General features: G+C 61.2%; 20 protein-coding genes. 12 read left to right on the plus strand and 8 right to left on the minus strand.

What is annotated here, in order from left to right; all coding sequences use genetic code 11:
* Positions 1-56: 56 nt before the first annotated feature.
* The 3 genes from ACA075_RS17830 to ACA075_RS17840 are packed head-to-tail and all read left to right on the plus strand — an operon-like array spanning position 57 to position 2,219.
* Positions 57-689 (plus strand): CDP-alcohol phosphatidyltransferase family protein, encoded by a 633-nt coding sequence (locus ACA075_RS17830; protein ID WP_497294257.1) that lies wholly within the window; start codon positions 57-59, stop codon positions 687-689.
* The gene (locus ACA075_RS17835) at positions 676-1,275 is read left to right on the plus strand and encodes a lysophospholipid acyltransferase family protein (protein ID WP_497294258.1); all 600 of its coding nucleotides are present in this window, start codon (positions 676-678) and stop codon (positions 1,273-1,275) included. Before ACA075_RS17830 ends, ACA075_RS17835 begins: the two co-directional genes overlap by 14 nt.
* Entirely contained in the window at positions 1,272-2,219 is a 948-nt protein-coding gene (locus ACA075_RS17840; protein ID WP_403101604.1) for a phosphatidate cytidylyltransferase, read from the plus strand. The genes ACA075_RS17835 and ACA075_RS17840 overlap by 4 nt, the downstream gene beginning before the upstream one ends.
* 136 nt (positions 2,220-2,355) lie before the next feature.
* Here ACA075_RS17840 and ACA075_RS17845 read toward each other — a convergent pair whose 3' ends face one another.
* The 3 genes from ACA075_RS17845 to ACA075_RS17855 all read right to left on the minus strand — a co-directional run bounded on the left by ACA075_RS17845 (position 2,356) and on the right by ACA075_RS17855 (position 5,423).
* Complete coding sequence (locus tag ACA075_RS17845) at positions 2,356-3,114, minus strand: HvfC family RiPP maturation protein (RefSeq protein ID WP_497294260.1); 759 nt, start codon at positions 3,112-3,114, stop codon at positions 2,356-2,358.
* Positions 3,107-3,946: an HvfB family MNIO-type RiPP peptide maturase gene (locus ACA075_RS17850; protein ID WP_497294261.1), complete on the minus strand. Its 840-nt coding sequence runs from the start codon at positions 3,944-3,946 to the stop codon at positions 3,107-3,109. The genes ACA075_RS17845 and ACA075_RS17850 overlap by 8 nt, the downstream gene beginning before the upstream one ends.
* Positions 3,947-4,088: 142 nt before the next feature.
* Positions 4,089-5,423 carry an acetamidase/formamidase family protein gene (locus ACA075_RS17855; protein ID WP_497294262.1) on the minus strand — a complete coding sequence of 445 codons (1,335 nt, stop codon included), beginning with the start codon at positions 5,421-5,423 and terminating at the stop codon, positions 4,089-4,091.
* Between the two features lie 390 nt (positions 5,424-5,813).
* Between ACA075_RS17855 and ACA075_RS17860 the strand changes: the two genes are divergently transcribed.
* The gene (locus tag ACA075_RS17860) at positions 5,814-6,860 is read left to right on the plus strand and encodes a class I SAM-dependent methyltransferase (RefSeq protein WP_497294264.1); all 1,047 of its coding nucleotides are present in this window, start codon (positions 5,814-5,816) and stop codon (positions 6,858-6,860) included.
* 89 nt (positions 6,861-6,949) lie between these two features.
* On the plus strand, positions 6,950-7,792 hold the full coding sequence (locus ACA075_RS17865; protein WP_497294266.1) for an NAD-dependent protein deacetylase: 843 nt from the start codon (positions 6,950-6,952) through the stop codon (positions 7,790-7,792).
* Between the two features lie 120 nt (positions 7,793-7,912).
* Here the strand turns inward: ACA075_RS17865 and ACA075_RS17870 are convergent, their stop codons facing one another.
* Positions 7,913-8,815: a LysR family transcriptional regulator gene (locus ACA075_RS17870; protein ID WP_497294268.1), complete on the minus strand. Its 903-nt coding sequence runs from the start codon at positions 8,813-8,815 to the stop codon at positions 7,913-7,915.
* Positions 8,816-8,966: 151 nt separating this feature from the next.
* Here ACA075_RS17870 and ACA075_RS17875 point away from each other — a divergent pair, with 151 nt between their 5' ends.
* The 3 genes from ACA075_RS17875 to ACA075_RS17885 are packed head-to-tail and all read left to right on the plus strand — an operon-like array spanning position 8,967 to position 11,557.
* Positions 8,967-9,665 carry a CoA transferase subunit A gene (locus ACA075_RS17875; protein WP_219094907.1) on the plus strand — a complete coding sequence of 233 codons (699 nt, stop codon included), beginning with the start codon at positions 8,967-8,969 and terminating at the stop codon, positions 9,663-9,665.
* Positions 9,666-9,698: 33 nt separating this feature from the next.
* A complete protein-coding gene (locus ACA075_RS17880; RefSeq protein ID WP_057399619.1) occupies positions 9,699-10,364 on the plus strand; it encodes a CoA transferase subunit B in 666 nt (221 codons plus the stop codon).
* A gap of 11 nt (positions 10,365-10,375) precedes the next feature.
* Entirely contained in the window at positions 10,376-11,557 is a 1,182-nt protein-coding gene (locus ACA075_RS17885) for an acetyl-CoA C-acetyltransferase (protein WP_497294271.1), read from the plus strand.
* A 253-nt stretch (positions 11,558-11,810) separates the two neighbouring features.
* Here the strand turns inward: ACA075_RS17885 and ACA075_RS17890 are convergent, their stop codons facing one another.
* Positions 11,811-12,413, minus strand: a complete 603-nt coding sequence (locus tag ACA075_RS17890) for an NADPH-dependent F420 reductase (RefSeq protein WP_497294273.1) — start codon at positions 12,411-12,413, stop codon at positions 11,811-11,813.
* Between the two features lie 113 nt (positions 12,414-12,526).
* On the opposite strand from ACA075_RS17890, the gene ACA075_RS17895 reads away from it, so the two are divergent.
* A complete protein-coding gene (locus tag ACA075_RS17895) occupies positions 12,527-13,420 on the plus strand; it encodes a LysR family transcriptional regulator (protein WP_497294275.1) in 894 nt (297 codons plus the stop codon).
* 117 nt (positions 13,421-13,537) lie between these two features.
* Here ACA075_RS17895 and ACA075_RS17900 read toward each other — a convergent pair whose 3' ends face one another.
* The 3 genes from ACA075_RS17900 to ACA075_RS17910 all read right to left on the minus strand — a co-directional run bounded on the left by ACA075_RS17900 (position 13,538) and on the right by ACA075_RS17910 (position 16,003).
* Positions 13,538-14,857 (minus strand): Nramp family divalent metal transporter, encoded by a 1,320-nt coding sequence (locus ACA075_RS17900; RefSeq protein ID WP_497294277.1) that lies wholly within the window; start codon positions 14,855-14,857, stop codon positions 13,538-13,540.
* 77 nt (positions 14,858-14,934) lie between these two features.
* Positions 14,935-15,459 (minus strand): DUF3833 domain-containing protein, encoded by a 525-nt coding sequence (locus ACA075_RS17905; protein WP_497294279.1) that lies wholly within the window; start codon positions 15,457-15,459, stop codon positions 14,935-14,937.
* Between the two features lie 10 nt (positions 15,460-15,469).
* Entirely contained in the window at positions 15,470-16,003 is a 534-nt protein-coding gene (locus tag ACA075_RS17910; protein WP_497294281.1) for a chalcone isomerase family protein, read from the minus strand.
* A gap of 164 nt (positions 16,004-16,167) precedes the next feature.
* Between ACA075_RS17910 and ACA075_RS17915 the strand changes: the two genes are divergently transcribed.
* The 3 genes from ACA075_RS17915 (at position 16,168) to ACA075_RS17925 (ending at position 18,694) form a co-directional block, all read left to right on the plus strand.
* The gene (locus ACA075_RS17915) at positions 16,168-16,962 is read left to right on the plus strand and encodes a hypothetical protein (RefSeq protein ID WP_497294283.1); all 795 of its coding nucleotides are present in this window, start codon (positions 16,168-16,170) and stop codon (positions 16,960-16,962) included.
* A gap of 56 nt (positions 16,963-17,018) precedes the next feature.
* Positions 17,019-17,942 carry an aromatic amino acid exporter YddG gene (gene yddG / locus ACA075_RS17920; RefSeq protein WP_497294285.1) on the plus strand — a complete coding sequence of 308 codons (924 nt, stop codon included), beginning with the start codon at positions 17,019-17,021 and terminating at the stop codon, positions 17,940-17,942.
* 80 nt (positions 17,943-18,022) lie between these two features.
* Positions 18,023-18,694, plus strand: coding sequence for a glutathione S-transferase family protein (locus tag ACA075_RS17925; RefSeq protein WP_497294286.1), 672 nt, complete (start codon positions 18,023-18,025; stop codon positions 18,692-18,694).
* The last annotated feature ends 12 nt before the right edge of the window (positions 18,695-18,706 follow it).

Raw genomic sequence — 18,706 nt, forward strand, 5'->3', positions numbered from 1 at the left:
CAACGCGCCGCGGTGGCGCACCCGATAGCAACCGACACTTATATGGATATTGGCAAATGGATGACAACCGAAGGCCCATCAAGACGCGCTCTGCGGGCTGGGCGAAACACATCACCGACCTTCTGGTGAAACGACACATCTCCCCCAATCAGATCTCCGTCGCCAGCATCGCCTTCGCGCTCGCCGGGGCGGTGGCACTGAATCTCGATAACGGGCTCATCGGCTCGATCCTCTGCGCCGTCGGCATTCAATTGCGCCTGCTGTGCAACCTCTTCGACGGCATGGTGGCGATCGAGGGCGGCAAGAAATCCGACATCGGCAGCCTCTACAACGAATTCCCCGACCGCATTGCCGACAGCCTGCTGATCGTCGCGCTGGGGTATGCCATCGGGTATGCCGATCTTGGCTGGTTTGCGGCGCTGGCCGCGGCACTGACGGCGTATGTCAGGGTGTTTGGTGGCTCGATTGGCCTGAAGCAGAGTTTCATGGGCCCCATGGCCAAGCAGCACCGAATGGCCGTAATGACCGCCGCACTGGTGTTGAATGCGGTCGAAGCCACCGTTTATGGCACTCACTACGTGCTGTTGATCGCGTTGGTCATCATCGCGGCCGGATCCGCCGCGACCTGCGTCACGCGAACCCTGGCCATCTCGCGCCAGCTCAAGGGGAATCACCATGTGGATCAGTAACGCGCTGATTTCTGTCCTTCGATTCCTCATCGGTGTTACGGCCCGGTGGGAAAGCCCGCCGGACCTGACGCGCCAGCGCATCTATTTCGCCAATCACTCCAGCCACATGGACACCCTGGCAATCATCGCGGCGCTGCCAGCGGAAGCCCGAGTGAACGTGAAACCGGTCGCGGCCGCTGACTACTGGGGCAAAAACCGGTTTCTGTCGTACATCTCGCAGAAAGGCCTGAATGCGGTGCTGATCGAGCGTAACCCGGCGCCCGGCGTCAACGTGCTGGAGCCGATTTTCGACGTGGTGCGCGCTGGCCATTCGATCATCATCTTTCCCGAAGGCACCCGCGGCAGCCAGGCGTTGCCCGGTCCGTTCAAATCGGGGCTGTACCGCTTGGCCGAGGCGTTCCCCGAGGTTGACCTGGTGCCGATCTACCTGGAAAACCTGCATCGCTCGATGCCAAAAGGCAAACACGTTCCGCTGCCCATCATCTGCACGATCCGTATCGGCGACCCGCTGCAACGGATCAGTGGCGAGGAAAAACAGGTGTTTCTGGATCGGGCGCGTGAAGCGATTGTGAGGTTGTCGGAATGAATCTTGATGAAAAGTTTTTGTGGTTCTTCGGCGCCATCGCCGGCCTGTTGGCCGTTGCTTCGATCATCGGCCGGATACTGGCCAGGCGTGCGACAACGGAAGGCTCGATCTCGACCATCGAAAACCTTAACCAGCGCGTGAATGCCTGGTGGGGCATGGTCATCATCTTCTTCGTGTCCTACCTGCTGGGTGGCAATGCGACGGTCATTTTGTTCGGCTTCATTTCGCTGTTCGCGCTCCGGGAGTTCATTACCCTGACGCCGACCCGGCTGGGCGACCATAACGCGCTGTTTTCGGCGTTTTTCATTCTGATTCCGTTGCAATACGTACTGATCGGCACGCACTGGTATTCGTTGTTCACGCTGTTGATCCCGGTGTACGCCTTCCTGCTGTTGCCGGCGATTGCGGTGCTGAGCCAGGACACGGACGCGTTTCTGGAGCGTGCGGCCAAGATCCAGTGGGGCGTAATGATTTGCGTCTACTGCATCAGCCACGCGCCGGCCCTGTTGCTGCTGGACCTGGAAGGGTTCAAGGGCCAGAACGCGCTGTTGCTGTTCTACCTGGTGTTTGTCGTGCAGTTGAGTGACGTGTTGCAGTACGTGTTCGGCAAACTCTTCGGCAAGCACAAGGTTGCGCCGCTGGTGAGCCCGTCGAAAACCGTGGAAGGACTGGTCGGTGGCGGCCTGTCGGCAACGCTGATTGGCGGGTGCATGTTCTGGATGACCCCGTTCAGTTTCTGGCAGTCGCTGCTGATGTCGCTGGTGATCGTGGTGATGGGTTTTCTGGGTGGGCTGGTCATGTCCGCCATTAAACGCAGCCTGAGCGCCAAGGATTGGGGGACGATGATCAAAGGTCATGGCGGCATGCTGGATCGGATGGATTCGATCTGTTTCGCGGCGCCGATCTTCTTTCACCTGACGCGATACTTCTTTTCCGCCCCATAAACAGTGCGTAACCCTGTGGGAGCGAGCCTGCTCGCGATAGCGGAGTGTCAGTCGACATCACTGTCATCTGACACTCCGCTATCGCGAGCAGGCTCACTCCCACAGGGTCAAGTGGTGGTTGGGATATTGGGGTGGGTCAGGCTTTTATGCCAAGCACCCCTTCCCCGTGCATCTGCCGCAACAATGCCGCCCCGCTCTCCATGAACGCTGGCGAGCCGGCAGCCCCCGCCTCCACCGCCAGCCCTTGCAGTTGGGCCTGCCCGTCCAGCTCGGGAAATTCCTCGATCCGCTGCAACAACCACCACGCCAGCGGGCTCAACTCGGAGAACTTCACGCTCCAGTCTTCGGCCCGACGCACCAACAATAACGTGGGTTGAGGTGCTTCACTGTCCGGCTGATGATCCGGCCCCACCAGTTGCACCGGCCAGGCATAAGCCAACGGCCACGCCAGCGGCGACACCTGCAACGGTCGCTCCAGAATCAACGCCACATCACTCGGCGCCAACGGCTCGGCTTCGGACTGTTGCAACGCCATTTCAACCCACTCGTAATGCGCCAACTCCACCATGAACGGCGGCCACACACCCTCGCTCAATGCCTGCGGGCCGGAGGCCAGGAACTCGACAAACTCGTTGGCGATTTCGCCAAATTTGGGCGTATGCGCGCGGTAGTCCCGCAGGAAAATCCGTACCAGCGAACGCCAGCGCTCATCACCGAGAATCTTGATCAGCACCGGAAAGGTCCCGCTGAGCAACAACGACAGGTTGGAAAAAATCAGGTCGCGGTAAACCTGTGCCCGCGCCACATCCATCCCGGCCGGAGGCGCGCAATGATCGGGATCTCGCAGGTACAGGCCCAGTGTGGATTGCTGTTGATGCAGCGAGTGCTTATCCACGGTTCACCCCCTCAGCCTGCAAGTGGCGAATGGTCTGCAATTCGGCCACCAGTTCAGAGAACGCCGGGAAGTTGAAATCCCGCTCCAGCAATGTCGGTTGCGCGCCAAACCGCGCGTAGGCCTGGGCCAGCAACGACCAGACCACCGGTTTCACCGACGCGCCATGGGTGTCGATTTTCAACGTATCGGACTCATCGAAGTGCCCGGCCACGTGCATCGCCACCACCCGCCCCGAATCGATGCCCGCCAGAAAGGTCTGCGGATCGAAGCCGTGATTGATCGAGTTGACGTAGACATTGTTGACGTCCAGCAGCAGGTCGCAATCGGCTTCACGCAGTACCGCGTTGGTGAACGTCACTTCGTCCATGTCCTGCTGCGGCGCGGCATAGTAAGACACGTTCTCCACCGCCAGACGCCGGCCGAGAATGTCCTGGGCCTGGCGAATTCGCGCGGACACGTGGTGCACCGCTTCTTCGGTAAACGGCAACGGCAACAGGTCGTAAAGATGACCGTCATCGCTGCAATAACTCAGGTGCTCGCTGTACAGCGGCACGTTGTAGTGATCGAGGAACACCCGGACTTCCTGCAAAAAACCGACGTCCAGCGGTGCCGGCCCACCCAGCGACAGGGACAGGCCGTGACAGGACAATGGAAAACGCTCGGCCAGGGCCCGCAACGCATGACCATGGGCGCCCCCGATGCCGATCCAGTTTTCCGGCGCGACTTCCAGGAAATCGAAATCGCCGGTTCGGGCGGCCTGGAGGTCCTTCATTAAACCGCGACGCAAGCCAAGCCCGACGGTCGCTTTAACTGAGGTGATGGGGGTCTGCATGGTGTCGGTCTCAAGGTTGCCAGTACGGAATCACAGTTAACCGAAGCGATGTATCGGCCCTGTGTTCCGGTCCGGCAGAAAATCGCAGCGCTTGTATCGCCGGCGGGTCTGTACACACTTGGGTACAGACCCTTGTCAGGCGTTACGCCAGGTCGTATTTCTCGCGCACCAGGTGGCCGATGCCGATGCGATCGAGCACGTTCATCGGGCACAGGAAGGTCACGCGAACGGTGCCCGGCAAACGGCTGATGTCGATCGAGCCGGTGATGGTCGCGCGGTTGAGCACTTCGTCATACGGCAAACCGGTGACCGAAGCGGCGCGTTTCAAGCCGTTCTCGACGGCGACGTTGAGGTTCTCGCCGCTGCCGATAAAGGTGATCGGCCCGCTCTGCTCTATTTCGTGCTGGCCCCAGCGCTCGCCCAGTTCGCGGACTTTTTGCCGTTGTTCGGCATTCATGGGCCGGGCCATCGGCGGCAGATCGTCGAGGTTTTGCAGGAGGATCGGCCCTTCCAACGTCAGGTTTTTCACCACTTGCACCACCACTTCGGTTTCCCCGGAGCAATCGGTGGCGTGCCCGGCGATTTCGCCGTTGCCCTGCTGGGCGTGCATGTCGCCCATGTACACACCGGCCCCCGGCACTTTCACCGGGCAGATCAACACGCAGCCTTCACGGATCGAGTTAGTGTCCATGTGACCGTCGGTCTTGGCCGCGTGCAGTTCTTCGCGGGTCATGCCGAAACGGTGCGGTGCGTTGATCAGGTATTGGCCGAAGTCGGCGCAGTTGTGCGAGTCGGGCAAGTCACGGGACGGTGTGGTGCCGATGTTGCCGAGAAACGGGCGCATATGCGCGGCCACGCCGGGGATGTCGGCACGGGCCAGGGACAGGATCGAATGCTGGGCGGCGAATTCCGGCAGCGCCGACATTTCAGAGGCATTGCCGGCCAGTCGGTTGGCGACGTCCTGATTGACGGTCAGGCTGACTTGGTTCTGCGCATCAAACACGATCACGTAGCCATGGCTGAAGCGAAACGCGCTGACCTCGGCGCCGCAGTTGTTACAGCGAATCGACTCCTCGCCAATGCCTTCGACATGGCTGGCCGGGTGGTCGGTGCCGCACTTGGAGCAGAATTTGGCGACGAACGGGTCGCCGTTGTAGCGCCCCTCAACGAAGCTCATGACCCCGGACGATGTCGCCAACGAGGTGACGTGCATGCTCTTGATCTTGATTGCCACCGCATCGCCGACTTCCGCCCCGGCAATGGACACCGGTTGCGTCACTTCGTGGCCGCCCTCGAAGGCGGGCGTGATCATCGGGCCCCAGCAACCCGGCGGTGTGCCGGTGATCAGGGTGCCGCCGTCGGCCAGAGGGCCGAGCATCGGCTGGCTGGGGCCAATGAGGCCGTTGGTGTACTGATCGACGCGCAGGTGGTTGACGGGAGCGGATTTCAGGTCGGTTTCAGGCAGGAGCGTGGTCATTATTGTTCCCTTCACGGAGTCACGAGCAAAGACGGCCGCCTGTTGTGACGACCCTGAAAAGTGCCTCGACAGCCCCGGGTTTCGGGCGCTGGGTAGCCTTTACAGTTCATCGCAGGTTTGTATCTGGTCTGTGTTCGGTGGGCGCCGCGAATGAAGTGGAATGTATCGGGACGGCGGTTGGATACAGTGCGATACACACCGCCAATCCCCCTGTGGGAGCGGGCTATGTGGGCTTTCGTCGCTTCAGGCCGCCGCGCACGGGGCTCGGGCTAAACTTACTGCACGCAGGACGGGCTTATCGTCCTGTTCATTCCCACGACCACCGCCCAGAGGTGTACGCCTCGATAAACAAGGCCTCTGGACCGTGATCCTGCTGAAGGAGCACACGTGATGGACGAGGCCCGACTCAATGATTTCATGGGCAAACTGGTGAGCGACATGGGCGGCGCGGCGATGCTCGCCAACGTCATCCTCGGCGAAGAGCTCGGCCTGTACCGGGCCATGGCCGACAGTCAGCCGATCACCCCTGAAGCACTCGCCGACAAGACCGGCTGCAATCCCCGCCTGCTGCGCGAATGGCTCAGCGCCCACGCCGCCTCCGGTTACATGGAACACGAGGGCGGCCAGTTCCGACTGCCCGAAGAGCAAGCCCTGGCGCTGGCGATCGAAGACTCGCCGGTCTATATCGCCGGCGGTGTCGGGGTGGTCGCGTCGTTTTTCCATGACAAGGACAAACTGGTCAACGCCATGCGCGGCAACGGCGCCCTGGCTTGGGGCGACCACCATCCGTGCATGTTCAGCGGCACGGAGCGATTCTTCCGGCCCGGATACAAGGCGCACCTGATCGCCGAGTGGCTGCCGGCCCTCGACGGCGTGGTCGACAAACTGCAGGCGGGTGCCAAAGTCGCGGACATCGGCTGCGGACACGGTGCCTCCACGGTGATCATGGCCCAGGCGTTCCCGGACTCGCGGTTCGTCGGCTTCGACTACCACGCACCGTCCGTCACCGTTGCCACCCAACGCGCTGAAGAAGGCGGCGTTTCCGGGCGCGCACGGTTCTTTCAAGGCACCGCGAAAAGCTTCCCCGGCGACGACTATGACCTGGTCTGCTATTTCGACTGCCTGCACGACATGGGTGACCCGGTGGGCGCGGCAAAACACGCGTATGACGCATTGAAACCGGACGGCACGGTGCTGCTGGTGGAACCGTTCGCCAACGACTCGCTCGACGACAACGTCACCCCGGTTGGGCGGTTGTTCTACGCTGCGTCGACTTTTATTTGCACACCGAACTCGCTCTCCCAGGAAGTCGGTCTGGGGCTCGGCGCCCAGGCGGGTGAGGCGCGGCTGCGCAAGGTGTTTACCGAGGCGGGATTCAAGACTTTCCGGCGGGCCACGGAAACGCCGTTCAACCTGATTCTGGAGGCGCGCAAATAAGTGTCGGATCAGCACCCGGACAGACCGTCTGCCCGGGTGATTGGCAAGTGCTACCCTGCAAACACTCAAGGCCCTCTGGAGTGTTGAAGATGCTTGACCGTCCCACCCACGAACAACTCGACCGACTCCAGCGACTAATGGCCGAGCAGCCGTTCATAGTCCTGACCGGCGCCGGCATCAGCACCCCGTCGGGCATTCCGGACTACCGCGACAACCAGGGCGTGCGGCGTGGTCGGCAACCGATGATGTACCAGGAGTTCCTGTCGGCCCCGGAATCACGGCGCCGCTATTGGGCACGGGCGATGCTAGGCTGGCCGCGCGTGCGCCAGGCTCAGCCAAACGTGGCCCACGAAGCCCTGGCCAGTTTGCAAAGCAGCCGGCAGATCAGCGGGCTGATCACCCAGAACGTCGATACCTTGCACGATCAGGCCGGCAGCCATGATGTGATCGAACTCCACGGCAGCCTGCACAGGGTGCTGTGCCTGGACTGCGGACAGCGCAGCGAGCGGGATTCGATCCAGCAACTGATGGAAGCGCAGAATCCCTACCTGGCCGGGGTCGATGCGGTGCAGGCACCGGATGGCGACACGCTGCTGGATCCAGCGTTCGAGGCGCGGTTCCAGGTGCCGCACTGCCCGCATTGCGCGGGTGAGCGGATGAAACCGGACGTGGTTTTTTTTGGCGAGAACGTCGCGCAGGTGACGGCGGCCAAGGCCATGGCGGCGGTGGAACAGGCGGCGGGTTTGTTGGTGGTGGGCTCTTCGTTGATGGCGTACTCGGCGTTTCGCTTGTGCCGGGTGGTGGCGGATCAGGGCAAACCGCTGATTGCGATCAATTTGGGCAAGACCCGGGCGGATGACCTCCTCGACCTGAAGATTGAAGCCTCATGCGAAAAGCTGTTGCCCTTATTGGTTCAGCGCCTATCTTCCTGAATCACCGCAACTCCCTGTGGGAGCCAGCCTGCTGGCGATTTGGTCGGCACATCCAGCATTCATGGTGACTGACACACCGCAATCGCCAGCAGGCTGGCTCCCACATGAGGTGGACGGTGATCAGGGCATGGACACTTGTTGGCCCAGGTTCTCGGCTTTGAGGATATCGAACAACGCCTGCGCTGCGGCCGACAGTTCAACCCCCGGCTTGGTCAGCACTCCAATCGCCCGCTCCACCACCGGGTCGCGCAAGGTAATGCACCGTGCGCCCAACTCGCGCATCTGCCCGGCGCACAATGCCGGCACGGCGCTGACACCCAATCCGCTGGCGACCATTCGTCCGACTGTCGCCAACTGATGGCTTTCAAACTCCACCGGCAACTTCATCCCCCGGGCCTGCAAGTGTTCCTCCAGCATCACCCGCACCGTCGACGGACGCTGCAAGGTAATGAACGGTTCCTTGAGCAAGGTCTGCCAATCAATGTCGTGCCGTTGCGCCAAGGGCGAATCATCCGGCACCACGGCAACGAAACGGTCCATATACAACGGCGTGAATTCCAGCGATGAACTCTGTGTGGGCTCAAACGCCACGCCCAGCTCCACCTGCCGGTCGCGCACCATTTCCAGCACTTGCTCGTTGATCACGTCGTTAACCGTGACGTTGACCTTGGGATACCGGGCGCGAAAGGTCTTGAGGATCGGCGGCAGCAGATTGCCAGCAAACGACGGCATCGCCGCCAGGGTCACGCGTCCGCGCTGGAGGGTGAAGCGCTGGCGCAATTCATCCTCGGCGTTGTCCCAATCCGCAATCAGTCGGCGAGCCAGGGGCACCAGCGATTCGCCTTCCGCCGTCAACGCCACATTGCGCGTGTTGCGGGTGAACAGCCGCCCGCCCAGCCCCTCCTCCAAGGCCTTGATGGTCAGGCTCAAGGCCGATTGCGACAGGTGCAACCGCTCGCACGCCACGGCAAAGCTCAGGCTCTGGGCCACGGCCAGGAATGCGCGGATCTGCTTGACTGTCACGGGCGACGGCTCCAACGTAATACGGACGAGTGATTGGTGAGTTTTATCTATCAATCAACCTTAAAAATCAACTTAACAAATAAATCCTTCAGCGAGACACTCCTTCCCCATACGGCTAGCCAGCCGCCCACAAAGAATAAAAGAGGTGCATATGGCAGGTTTCGACAAGCGCGTGAGTTCCTATGAGGAAGCTCTGGCAGGTCTTGAAGACGGCATGACCGTGATCGCCGGCGGCTTCGGCCTGTGCGGGATCCCGGAAAACCTGATCGCCGAGATCAAGCGCAAAGGCACCCGCGACCTCACCGTCGTTTCCAACAACTGCGGCGTCGACGGTTTCGGCCTCGGTGTGCTGCTGGAAGACCGGCAGATTCGCAAAGTGGTGGCCTCCTACGTTGGTGAGAACAAACTGTTCGAAGACCAACTGCTCAAAGGCGAAATCGAAGTCGTCCTGACCCCCCAAGGCACCCTCGCCGAAAAAATGCGTGCAGGCGGTGCAGGCATCCCGGCGTTCTTCACCGCCACCGGCGTCGGCACGCCGGTTGCCGACGGCAAGGAAGTGCGCGAATTCCATGGCCGCAAGTACCTGATGGAAGAATCCATCACCGGTGACTTCGCCATCGTCAAAGGCTGGAAAGCCGACCACTTCGGCAACGTGATCTATCGCCACACCGCCCAGAACTTCAACCCGCTGGCCGCCACTGCCGGCAAGATCACCGTGGTCGAAGTCGAAGAAATCGTCGAACCCGGCGAGCTGGACCCGTCGCAGATCCACACCCCTGGCATCTACGTCGACCGGGTCATTTGTGGCACGTTCGAGAAACGCATCGAACAGCGCACCGTGCGTAAGTGATCCCCAGCCCCCGGACCTGAAGGAAAAATAACAATGGCACTTTCCCGCGAACAAATGGCTCAACGCGTCGCCCGCGAAATGCAGGACGGCTTTTACGTGAACCTGGGCATCGGCATTCCGACCCTGGTCGCCAACTACATTCCTGAAGGCATGGAAGTCATGCTGCAGTCGGAAAACGGCCTGCTCGGCATGGGTCCCTTTCCTACTGAAGAAACCATCGATGCCGACATGATCAACGCCGGCAAACAAACGGTGACCGCGCGTATCGGCGCGTCGATCTTTTCCTCGGCCGAGTCCTTCGCGATGATTCGCGGTGGTCATGTCGACCTGACCGTGCTGGGCGCCTTTGAAGTCGACGTGCAAGGCAACATCGCCTCGTGGATGATCCCCGGCAAACTGGTCAAGGGCATGGGCGGCGCCATGGACCTGGTGGCCGGTGCCGACAACATCATCGTCATCATGACCCACGCGTCCAAGGACGGTGAGTCCAAGCTCCTGTCCCAATGCAGCCTGCCGCTGACCGGCGCCGGGTGCATCAAGCGTGTGCTGACCGACCTGGCTTACCTTGAAATCGAAAACGGCGCGTTCATTCTCAAAGAACGTGCGCCGGGCGTCAGCGTCGAAGAGATTGTCGCCAAGACCGCCGGTAAACTGATCGTGCCGGATCACGTTCCGGAAATGCAGTTCGCTGCCCAGTGAGGAATCATTCCATGCAAGAAGTCGTCATTGTCGCCGCCACCCGCACTGCCATCGGCAGTTTCCAGGGTGCCTTGGCGAATGTTTCCGCCGTTGACCTCGGCGCTGCGGTAATTCGCCAGTTGCTGGCGCAAACCGGCCTCGACGTTGCTGAAGTCGATGAAGTGATCATGGGCCAGGTATTGACCGCCGGCGCCGGGCAGAACCCTGCGCGCCAGTCCGCGATCAAGGCCGGCCTGCCGTTTACCGTGCCGGCGCTGACCCTGAACAAGGTCTGCGGCTCGGGCCTGAAAGCGCTGCACCTGGCCACTCAGGCGATTCGCTGCGGCGACGCCGACGTGATCATTGCCGGCGGCCAGGAAAACATGAGCCTGTCCAACTACGTCATGCCCGGTGCCCGCACCGGTCTGCGCATGGGGCACGCGCAAATCGTCGACACCATGATCAGCGACGGTCTGTGGGATGCGTTCAACGATTACCACATGGGCATCACCGCCGAGAACCTGGCGGACAAGTACAGCCTGACCCGCGAACAACAGGACGCCTTCGCCGCGGCTTCGCAGCAGAAAGCCACGGCCGCCATCGAAGCCGGGCGTTTTGTCGATGAGATCACGCCGATCCTGATCCCGCAGCGCAAGGGCGATCCGCTGTCCTTCGCCACCGATGAACAGCCACGGGCCGGCACCACCGCTGAAGCGCTGGGCAAACTGAAACCGGCCTTCAAGAAGGACGGTTCGGTGACGGCCGGCAACGCCTCGTCCCTGAACGACGGTGCCGCCGCCGTGATCCTGATGAGCGCCGACAAAGCCAAAGCCCTGGGTCTTCCAGTGCTGGCGAAAATCGCCGCTTACGCCAACGCGGGCGTTGACCCGGCAATCATGGGCATCGGCCCGGTCTCGGCCACTCGTCGCTGCCTGGACAAGGCCGGCTGGTCCATCGACCAACTGGACCTGATCGAAGCCAACGAAGCCTTCGCCGCGCAATCCCTGGCGGTGGCCAAGGATCTGGAATGGGACTTGAACAAGGTCAACGTCAACGGCGGCGCCATCGCCCTCGGTCACCCAATCGGTGCGTCGGGCTGCCGGGTGCTGGTGACCTTGCTGCACGAAATGATCAAGCGTGACGCCAAGAAAGGCCTCGCCACCTTGTGCATCGGTGGTGGTCAGGGTGTAGCGCTGGCGATCGAGCGGGCGTAAAGCGTTCAACAGACTGCGCGGGGACCCACGAAGAACCGCGCGGTCTGGTAACACCCCGGTGTTCCTGCGTTGCAGGCTTTTGTGGCGAGGGAGCTTGCTCCCGCTGGGTTGCGAAGCAGCCCCAAAATCCCGGCAATGGTCGAAGATTTTGCGAGCGCTTCGCACTCGAGCGGGAGCAAGCTCCCTCACCACAGTCAGTGTCTGTATGGGCTGACAGTCATCAGAAGCACCGGGTTCTTTTTTGCCCCAGCCGTCAGGCAAATTTCACCAGGTTCAGGGTGGGCAACGGGCCGCCCGGAAACTGCGCCAACTTCGCTCCCACACTCAATTCCCCAAGATCAATCCCGAAGAAACCTAACTTCTCGATCAGCGCGGACACTTGAGCTTTCGCCTCGGCGTCATCACCCGAAACAAACAGCACCCGCTGCCCGCCCTCCGCTGCCGGATCGCTTTCCAGCAACCGCGCCGCCAAATGGTTAAACGCCTTCACCACCCGGGCCCCGGGTACCCACTCGGCAAACACTTCGCTGGACGTAAGCCCATGCAAATCCACGGCTTTGAAGGACGGTGCCTCAATCGAGTTGTTGGCGTCGATGACGATCCGCCCATCAAAATCTGGCAGGCCCGCCAGCGCCGTCGGTAATTTCGACCAGTTGACGGCTACCAGCACCACCGGCTGGGTGGCCGCTTCTTCACGGGTTCCGGCGCGAGCCGTTGGCCCGAGTTCTTCCACCAATGAAGCCAGGGTTTCTGGCCCACGGCTGTTGGCGATAACGATCTCAATGCCTTTGCGTGAAAGCGCCTGGGCAAAGGCTGAGCCAATGGCGCCGGCGCCGATGATTCCAATTTTGATCATGAGGGTTCACTCCGAGGGGGTTGTCGTTGGCGTGAATACTGCGCTTGCCATTAGGACTTGATTAGACGGTAATGCCTTGAATCATCTTCAAGCATTGCTATCAGGTGTCAGCCATGGAAACCCTTGCCAACCTTGAGTCGTTTGTCCGCAGCGCCGAGACCGGCAGCTTTTCTGCGGCGGCACGTTTACTCGCGCTGACACCCGCAGCGGTCAGTCGCAATGTGGCGATCCTCGAACGAAACATCGGTGTGCGGCTGTTCCAGCGCTCGACCCGCAAACTGTCGCTGACCGAGGCTGGCGAGCGTTTTGTGGCGAGCATCGGCGGCAACCTGGAGGCGTTGCAATCGGCGATCAACGCGGTGAGCAGTGATCAGGGCGAACCGGCCGGTGTGCTCAAGGTCAGCCTGGCACCGACGTTTGGCATCGATCATGTGCTGCCGCTGCTGCCGGCATTCCTCAAGCGATACCCGCTGATCAAACCGGAATGGCATTTCGAAAACCGTCAGGTGGACCTGATTGCTGAGGGGTACGACGCGGCCATCGGCGGTGCTTTCGAACTGACGCCCGGGGTCATCTCCCGAACATTGGCGGCGGCGCACATCGTGGCGGTGGCCTCACCCGGTTACCTCGCGCAACACAGCCTGCCCGCCAACCCGACCGACCTGCCCCGATTGAACGGCATCGTGATGCGCGGCAGCCGCACAGGACGAATCCGGCAGTGGGTCATGCAGGATGGTGCGGGCAATGAGGCGCAGGCGATTTTGACCGAGAACATCGTGCTCAATGACCCGTCGGCCATGCGTGAAGCGGCGATCCTTGGGCTGGGCGTGTCGCTGCTGGTATTGCCGGACGTGGCCGCGAATATCCAGCGCGGCGAACTGGTGCGCCTGTTGCCCGATTGGCATGCCGATGCGGGGCCGATTTCGTTGTACTACCCGAGCCGGACGTTGATGCCGGTCAAGACCCGGGTGTTTATTGATTTTGTGGTGGATGCGTTTCAACGGTAAACCGCGTCATCGTTCTTCGCGAGCAAGTCGAATCGTCGCACCGCCGCTCCCACAGGGTTTTGTGTTCACCGCAGATCCACTGTGGGAGCGAGCCTGCTCGCGATGAGGCCAGCCCAGTCACCCGAGAAACTGAAAGATCAACCAGCTATTCGCCCCACTGATCACCGCAAACAACCCCCACGCCAACACCCGCGTCGGCCATCGATTCACAAACGGCCCCATGAGTTTGTGATCGTTGGTCATGCGAATCAGCGGGTACAACGCAAACGGCAACTGCAGACTCAATACCACCTGACTCAACACCAGCAACTTGCCGATCGCGTTATCGCCCATCAGCCAGACGCCGATGAACGCTGGGATCAACGCCAGCCCCCGGGTAATCAGCCGCCGTTGCCAGCAGGGAATCCGCAGGTTCAGATAACCCTCCATGATCACCTGCCCCGCGATGGTCCCGGTAAACGTCGAACTCTGCCCCGACGCCAGCAAGGCCACCCCGAACAACACACTGGCCAAGGCGCCGCCCACCAGCGGGTCGAGCAAGTGATAGGCGTCCTGGATGTCCACCACATCGGTATGCCCGCTCTTGTGAAACGCCGCCGCGGCGAGGATCAAGATCGCCGCATTGACCATCAGCGCCAACGCCAGGGAGCCAATGGTATCGATCCGCGCCAGTTTGACCGCGTCCTGCTTGCTGGCCAGGTCCTTGCCGATCATTCGGGTTTGTACGATCGAGGTGTGCAGGTACAAGTTATGCGGCATCACCGTGGCCCCGAGAATGCCGATGGCCAGGTACAGCGGCGCGGCATCGCCAATGGCTGACAGGGACGGCGTGAAACCACGGGCCACGTCCGGCCAGTACGGCTTGATCAGCAGCAATTCGACGAAGAAGCACACGCCGATGGTGCTCACTAGCACCAGCATGATCGCTTCCAGCCGGCGGAAACCACGGTTTTGCAGGGCCAGCACCAGCAGCGTGTCAAAAGCGGTCAGTGCGATGCCGACAGTCAGCGAACAGCCCAGCAGCAAGTGGAAGGCCAGCGCACAGCCGAGCACTTCAGCCAGATCGGTGGCGATGATCGAGATTTCCGCCAGCACCCATTGGGTCCGCGCGGTCCGCGTGCTGTAGCGCTCCCGGGACAGCTGCGCCAGATCGCGGCCAGTGGCGATGCCCAGGCGCGAGCACAAACACTGCACCACCATCCCCGCCAGACTGGCCAGCAGCACCACGAACAACAGGCTGTAACCAAAACGCGAACCGGCCTCGATGGCGGTCGCCCAGTTGCCCGGGTCCATGTAGCCGATGGACACCAGCAAGCCAGGACCGGCAAAACGCAGCATGCGTTTGAAGAATGAGGCGCGAGGATCAACGGCAACGCTGCCCGCCACTTCCGGCGGGCAAAACGGCGCCGTGGCGACTTTTGGCAAACTGAATTTCACGCAAACATCCGTCGACAGGTGGAAAAGCGCAGCTTAGACGTTTCAGCCCATGCGCCCAAGGGGCAGATGCTCGGGTATCAGGCGCCGTGGCGGCGGAAGAACAACGTCACCTGGCCCAACTCAACACCGAACTTGGTCATGGCTGAGCGATTGGCCATGGTGTTTTCGTCCAGCAAGTACATCCAGTCGTCGAAATGCACCTGGTAGACCTTGTCGTCCACCGGCAGGCTGAGTTCATAGCGCCAGTGCAGCGCGTTGCCGGCCACCTCGCCGTGGGATTCGCCGACCACATCGCCGGCCGTACCGCGCCAACGGCCAGGGCCGTCCGGGTACAACGTCCAGACGCGGGTCTGCTTCGTGCCATCGCTGTAGGTAAAGGCTTCATGCATGATCAGGTTCTGGCCGTCCATTCGGCTGTTGATCAGTACATGAAAGCGCTTGATCACCTCGCCCGAGCGCTTCTGGAACATCCCCCAGCCATCCACTCGCCCGACGAAGAATCCGGGTAGATCGAGCTTGGGGTTTTGCTCGCTGTAGCGCTGCACATCGACGCTGCAACCAGCCAGGCAGACGCACAACACCAGCAGCAGATTTTTCAACATGTCCTGCACCTCAAGGCTTGGCGCTGCCCAGCAACTGCTGGCGCAACTCGGGATTACGTGTACGTGGGTCGAGCCAGATATCGAAAAAGGCCCGGGCGAATTGCGGGTCTTTCACTTCGTGTTGCGGCTGCTGGCCGACAAAGAACCGCGCGCCCTGCCCCGGCAAATAAACGCCGGTAATGCGGGTGCCGGCTTTTACATCGACGAACGACTGTTGCATCTGCACCTTCCAGCGCTCGAGTTGCTCCGCGCTGACCGAGGCACCGGACAAACGCTTGATTTCATCGACACTGGCCTGCACCAGATCATCGCGGGAAATGCTGCGCTGATAGATCAGCTCCAAGGCAAACGGCTGGTCCGGCGCCAAGGGCCGGGCCGCACTCCAGAGCCGAGCGTTGTAGACATCGAACCCGAACACCCGAAACTCGCCGGTGCCGATGATCTGCGCACCCGGCAATACCTCCTGCCAATTGGCGAAGGCCTGGGTGCCTAACAATCCCAGCAACAACACACCGTGGCGCAGGCGTAATCGAGGTCTGTTCATCGTGTTCTTATCACCGTGGGCATCTGCTAAAAACTTATACGCAAAGATCAGCTTTGTACAATTATTTGAGCGGCGCGCTTTGTATACAAAATATCCTCATTCCTAGAGCAATCCACCGTCCGCAGTGCTAACGTTGGCGCCTCACTCAGGTCGGAGACGTATGCGTGTTGATGCTCAAACTGCTGGTGATTCCAAGTTTTCTCTTGTTGATTTCACTGGCTGGCAAACGCTGGGGTCCCAGCGTGGCCGGTTGGCTGTCGGGATTGCCAGTGGTGGTCGGGCCGATTCTGTTCTTCCTTGCCATCGAACAAGGCCAGGTGTTCGCCGCTCAATCAGCGACGGCGGCGTTGTCGGCGATGTTCGCGATGATTGCCTTCTGCGTGACCTACGCCCAGGTCGCTCAACGGGCGGGATGGCCATGGGCGTTGATGATTTCACTGCTGGTCTGGGCCGCCGTGGCCGTGGTGCTCTCGCTGATTCCACCCTCGCTGGTGATCTCGGTGATCGCGGCCGCCACCGCGCTGCTGGCGGCGCCGTACCTGTTTCCCAGCGTGCAACCCATCATTACAGGCCCGGCGCCGAAGTCCGACAGACTGCTGCTGCGCATGATCGCCGGCGCCCTGCTCACCCTCGCCGTGACATTACTCGCCAGCACCGTCGGCGAAGGCTGGAGCGGTTTGCTCGCGGTGTTCCCGGTGCTCGGCAGCGTGATGGCGGTGTTTTCCCAGCAAACCCGTGGCCCGGCGTTTACGGCTGCATTGCTGCGGGCGACGGCAACCGGCATGTATTCGTTCGCGGCGTTTTGCCTGGTGTTGGCGCTGGCGTTGCCCGACATGGGCATGAACGCCTTTGCCCTCGGTGTTGCGGTGTCCGTGGGAATGTTGGGCATCACCAGGCGCTTGCTGGCGCGACCGGTCAACCCGACGACCGAGACTGGACGATCAGCGATCAAACGCTAAGCTCCTTCACATCCCGAGGGCCAGGATGTCGCCCGCTACGTGCTGAAGGAACAGACATGAGTCTCGCATCGTCGCTCGTCCGTACGCCCCATTCAGCCACCGCCATTGGCGTGATCGCGATATTTCTCTGGTCCTGCCTCGCGCTGTTGACCACCCTTACCGAAGGCATTCCGCCGTTTGAACTGCTGACGCTGAGCTTCGGTATAGCGTTTGCGGCGAGCCTGGTCATTCTCGGTCGTCGCGGGCTCGCCGGTTTCAGTAGCTGGCGACAGCCCTGGGCGGTCTGGGTGACCGGGTTCGTGGGCATTTTCGTTTATCACGCGCTGTATTTTTTCGCGCTCAAAGTCGCCCCGGCGGCTGAAGCCAGCTTGATCAACTACCTGTGGCCGCTGTTGCTGGTGCTGCTCTCGGCGTTCTCGGCCGGGGAAAAGCTGCACAAACGGCAGATGCTCGGCGCGCTCCTGGGGCTGGCCGGAACCGCGTTCATCATGCAACAACATGGCCCTGAGACTGGCGCATCGATGCCCATTGCCGGTTATCTCGCGGCCTTCGGCTGTGCGGTGATCTGGGCCGGGTACTCGGTGGTCAACCGACGGTTCAACGACGTACCCAGCAGCATCATCGGCGGGATCTGCGGCATGTCGGCCGTGTCCGGCCTGATCTGTCACCTGGCGTTTGAAACCACGGTACAGCCTGATGTTGGCCAATGGGGCGCGATTGTGGTGCTTGGCCTCGGGCCGGTGGGAATGGCGTTTTTGGCCTGGGACCACGCCACCAAACACGGCAGTCTGGCGACGCTGGGGGCGCTTTCCTACCTGGCGCCGTTGATTTCGACGTTATTACTGATCGCCGTGGGACGTAGCCATGCCGGTCCGATCCTGATCGTCCCCGCCGTGTTGATTATCGCCGGGGCGGTGATTGCCACGTCGCGTGCAAGCGATAAAGTCCCCGCAACACGTTCGATCATTCCGAACGAGTAGAGCAACAACCTCGTACGTCAATCGAACAGGTTTGCCTCACCATCAGCCTCAGTTCCCAACCACTGACTGAGGCCTACACCATGAAGTTCTTTTTCCACCCTTCGCCGAACCCGATGAAAGTTGCCCTGCTGCTTGAAGAACTGCAAACGCCCTATGAATTGATTGGCGTTGACACCTTCAAGGGCGAGCAACACTTGCCAGCCTTTCTGGCGATCAACCCGAACGCCAAGGTGCCGGCCCTGATCGACGGTGACGCCACCGTGTTCGACTCCCAGGCCATCCTGCTGCATGTGGCGCAACAGCATCAGCGCTTCCTGCCGACCTCCGTCGCCGGCCAAGCCGAGTTGCTGTCCTGGCTGATGTTCATCGCCACCGGCCTGTCGCCGTTCTCGGGTCAAGCCGTGCATTTCCTGCACCACGCGCCGGACGACCTGCCCTACGCGAAAAACCGCTACCTCAAGGAAGTCGAACGTCACTACCGCGTGCTCGACCAGCGTCTGGCCGATCATCAATACCTGGCCGGCGACACTTACAGCATCGCCGACATGGCACTGTGGGGCTGGGCCAGTTACGCGCATTACATCCTCGGTGAGAACGGTCTGGCGGCTTACCCGAACGTCAAGCGTCTGTTCGATGAAATCAGCGCCCGCCCTGCCGCCCAGCGTGCGCAAGGGTTGAAAGAGAAGCTGGTGCTCAAGGCCGAGTTCGACGAAGAAACCCGTCGTAACCTGTTTCCGCAGAATCAGGCGTAAGAATGTTTGGAG

The organism is Pseudomonas sp. LBUM1663 (genome assembly GCF_059695905.1).

What these genes read in the sequence shown, in the direction of transcription:
- ACA075_RS17860 (WP_497294264.1), top strand. Translation starts at nt 5,814, where the DNA reads ATGGACGAGGCCCGACTCAATGATTTCATGGGCAAACTGGTGAGCGAC.
- ACA075_RS17880 (WP_057399619.1), top strand. Translation starts at nt 9,699, where the DNA reads ATGGCACTTTCCCGCGAACAAATGGCTCAACGCGTCGCCCGCGAAATG.
- ACA075_RS17830 (WP_497294257.1), top strand. Translation starts at nt 57, where the DNA reads ATGGATGACAACCGAAGGCCCATCAAGACGCGCTCTGCGGGCTGGGCG.
- ACA075_RS17835 (WP_497294258.1), top strand. Translation starts at nt 676, where the DNA reads ATGTGGATCAGTAACGCGCTGATTTCTGTCCTTCGATTCCTCATCGGT.
- ACA075_RS17840 (WP_403101604.1), top strand. Translation starts at nt 1,272, where the DNA reads ATGAATCTTGATGAAAAGTTTTTGTGGTTCTTCGGCGCCATCGCCGGC.
- ACA075_RS17865 (WP_497294266.1), top strand. Translation starts at nt 6,950, where the DNA reads ATGCTTGACCGTCCCACCCACGAACAACTCGACCGACTCCAGCGACTA.
- ACA075_RS17910 (WP_497294281.1), bottom strand. Translation starts at nt 16,003, where the DNA reads ATGAACAGACCTCGATTACGCCTGCGCCACGGTGTGTTGTTGCTGGGA.
- ACA075_RS17855 (WP_497294262.1), bottom strand. Translation starts at nt 5,423, where the DNA reads ATGACCACGCTCCTGCCTGAAACCGACCTGAAATCCGCTCCCGTCAAC.
- yddG (WP_497294285.1), top strand. Translation starts at nt 17,019, where the DNA reads ATGAGTCTCGCATCGTCGCTCGTCCGTACGCCCCATTCAGCCACCGCC.
- ACA075_RS17895 (WP_497294275.1), top strand. Translation starts at nt 12,527, where the DNA reads ATGGAAACCCTTGCCAACCTTGAGTCGTTTGTCCGCAGCGCCGAGACC.
- ACA075_RS17905 (WP_497294279.1), bottom strand. Translation starts at nt 15,459, where the DNA reads ATGTTGAAAAATCTGCTGCTGGTGTTGTGCGTCTGCCTGGCTGGTTGC.
- ACA075_RS17890 (WP_497294273.1), bottom strand. Translation starts at nt 12,413, where the DNA reads ATGATCAAAATTGGAATCATCGGCGCCGGCGCCATTGGCTCAGCCTTT.
- ACA075_RS17850 (WP_497294261.1), bottom strand. Translation starts at nt 3,946, where the DNA reads ATGCAGACCCCCATCACCTCAGTTAAAGCGACCGTCGGGCTTGGCTTG.
- ACA075_RS17875 (WP_219094907.1), top strand. Translation starts at nt 8,967, where the DNA reads ATGGCAGGTTTCGACAAGCGCGTGAGTTCCTATGAGGAAGCTCTGGCA.
- ACA075_RS17925 (WP_497294286.1), top strand. Translation starts at nt 18,023, where the DNA reads ATGAAGTTCTTTTTCCACCCTTCGCCGAACCCGATGAAAGTTGCCCTG.
- ACA075_RS17885 (WP_497294271.1), top strand. Translation starts at nt 10,376, where the DNA reads ATGCAAGAAGTCGTCATTGTCGCCGCCACCCGCACTGCCATCGGCAGT.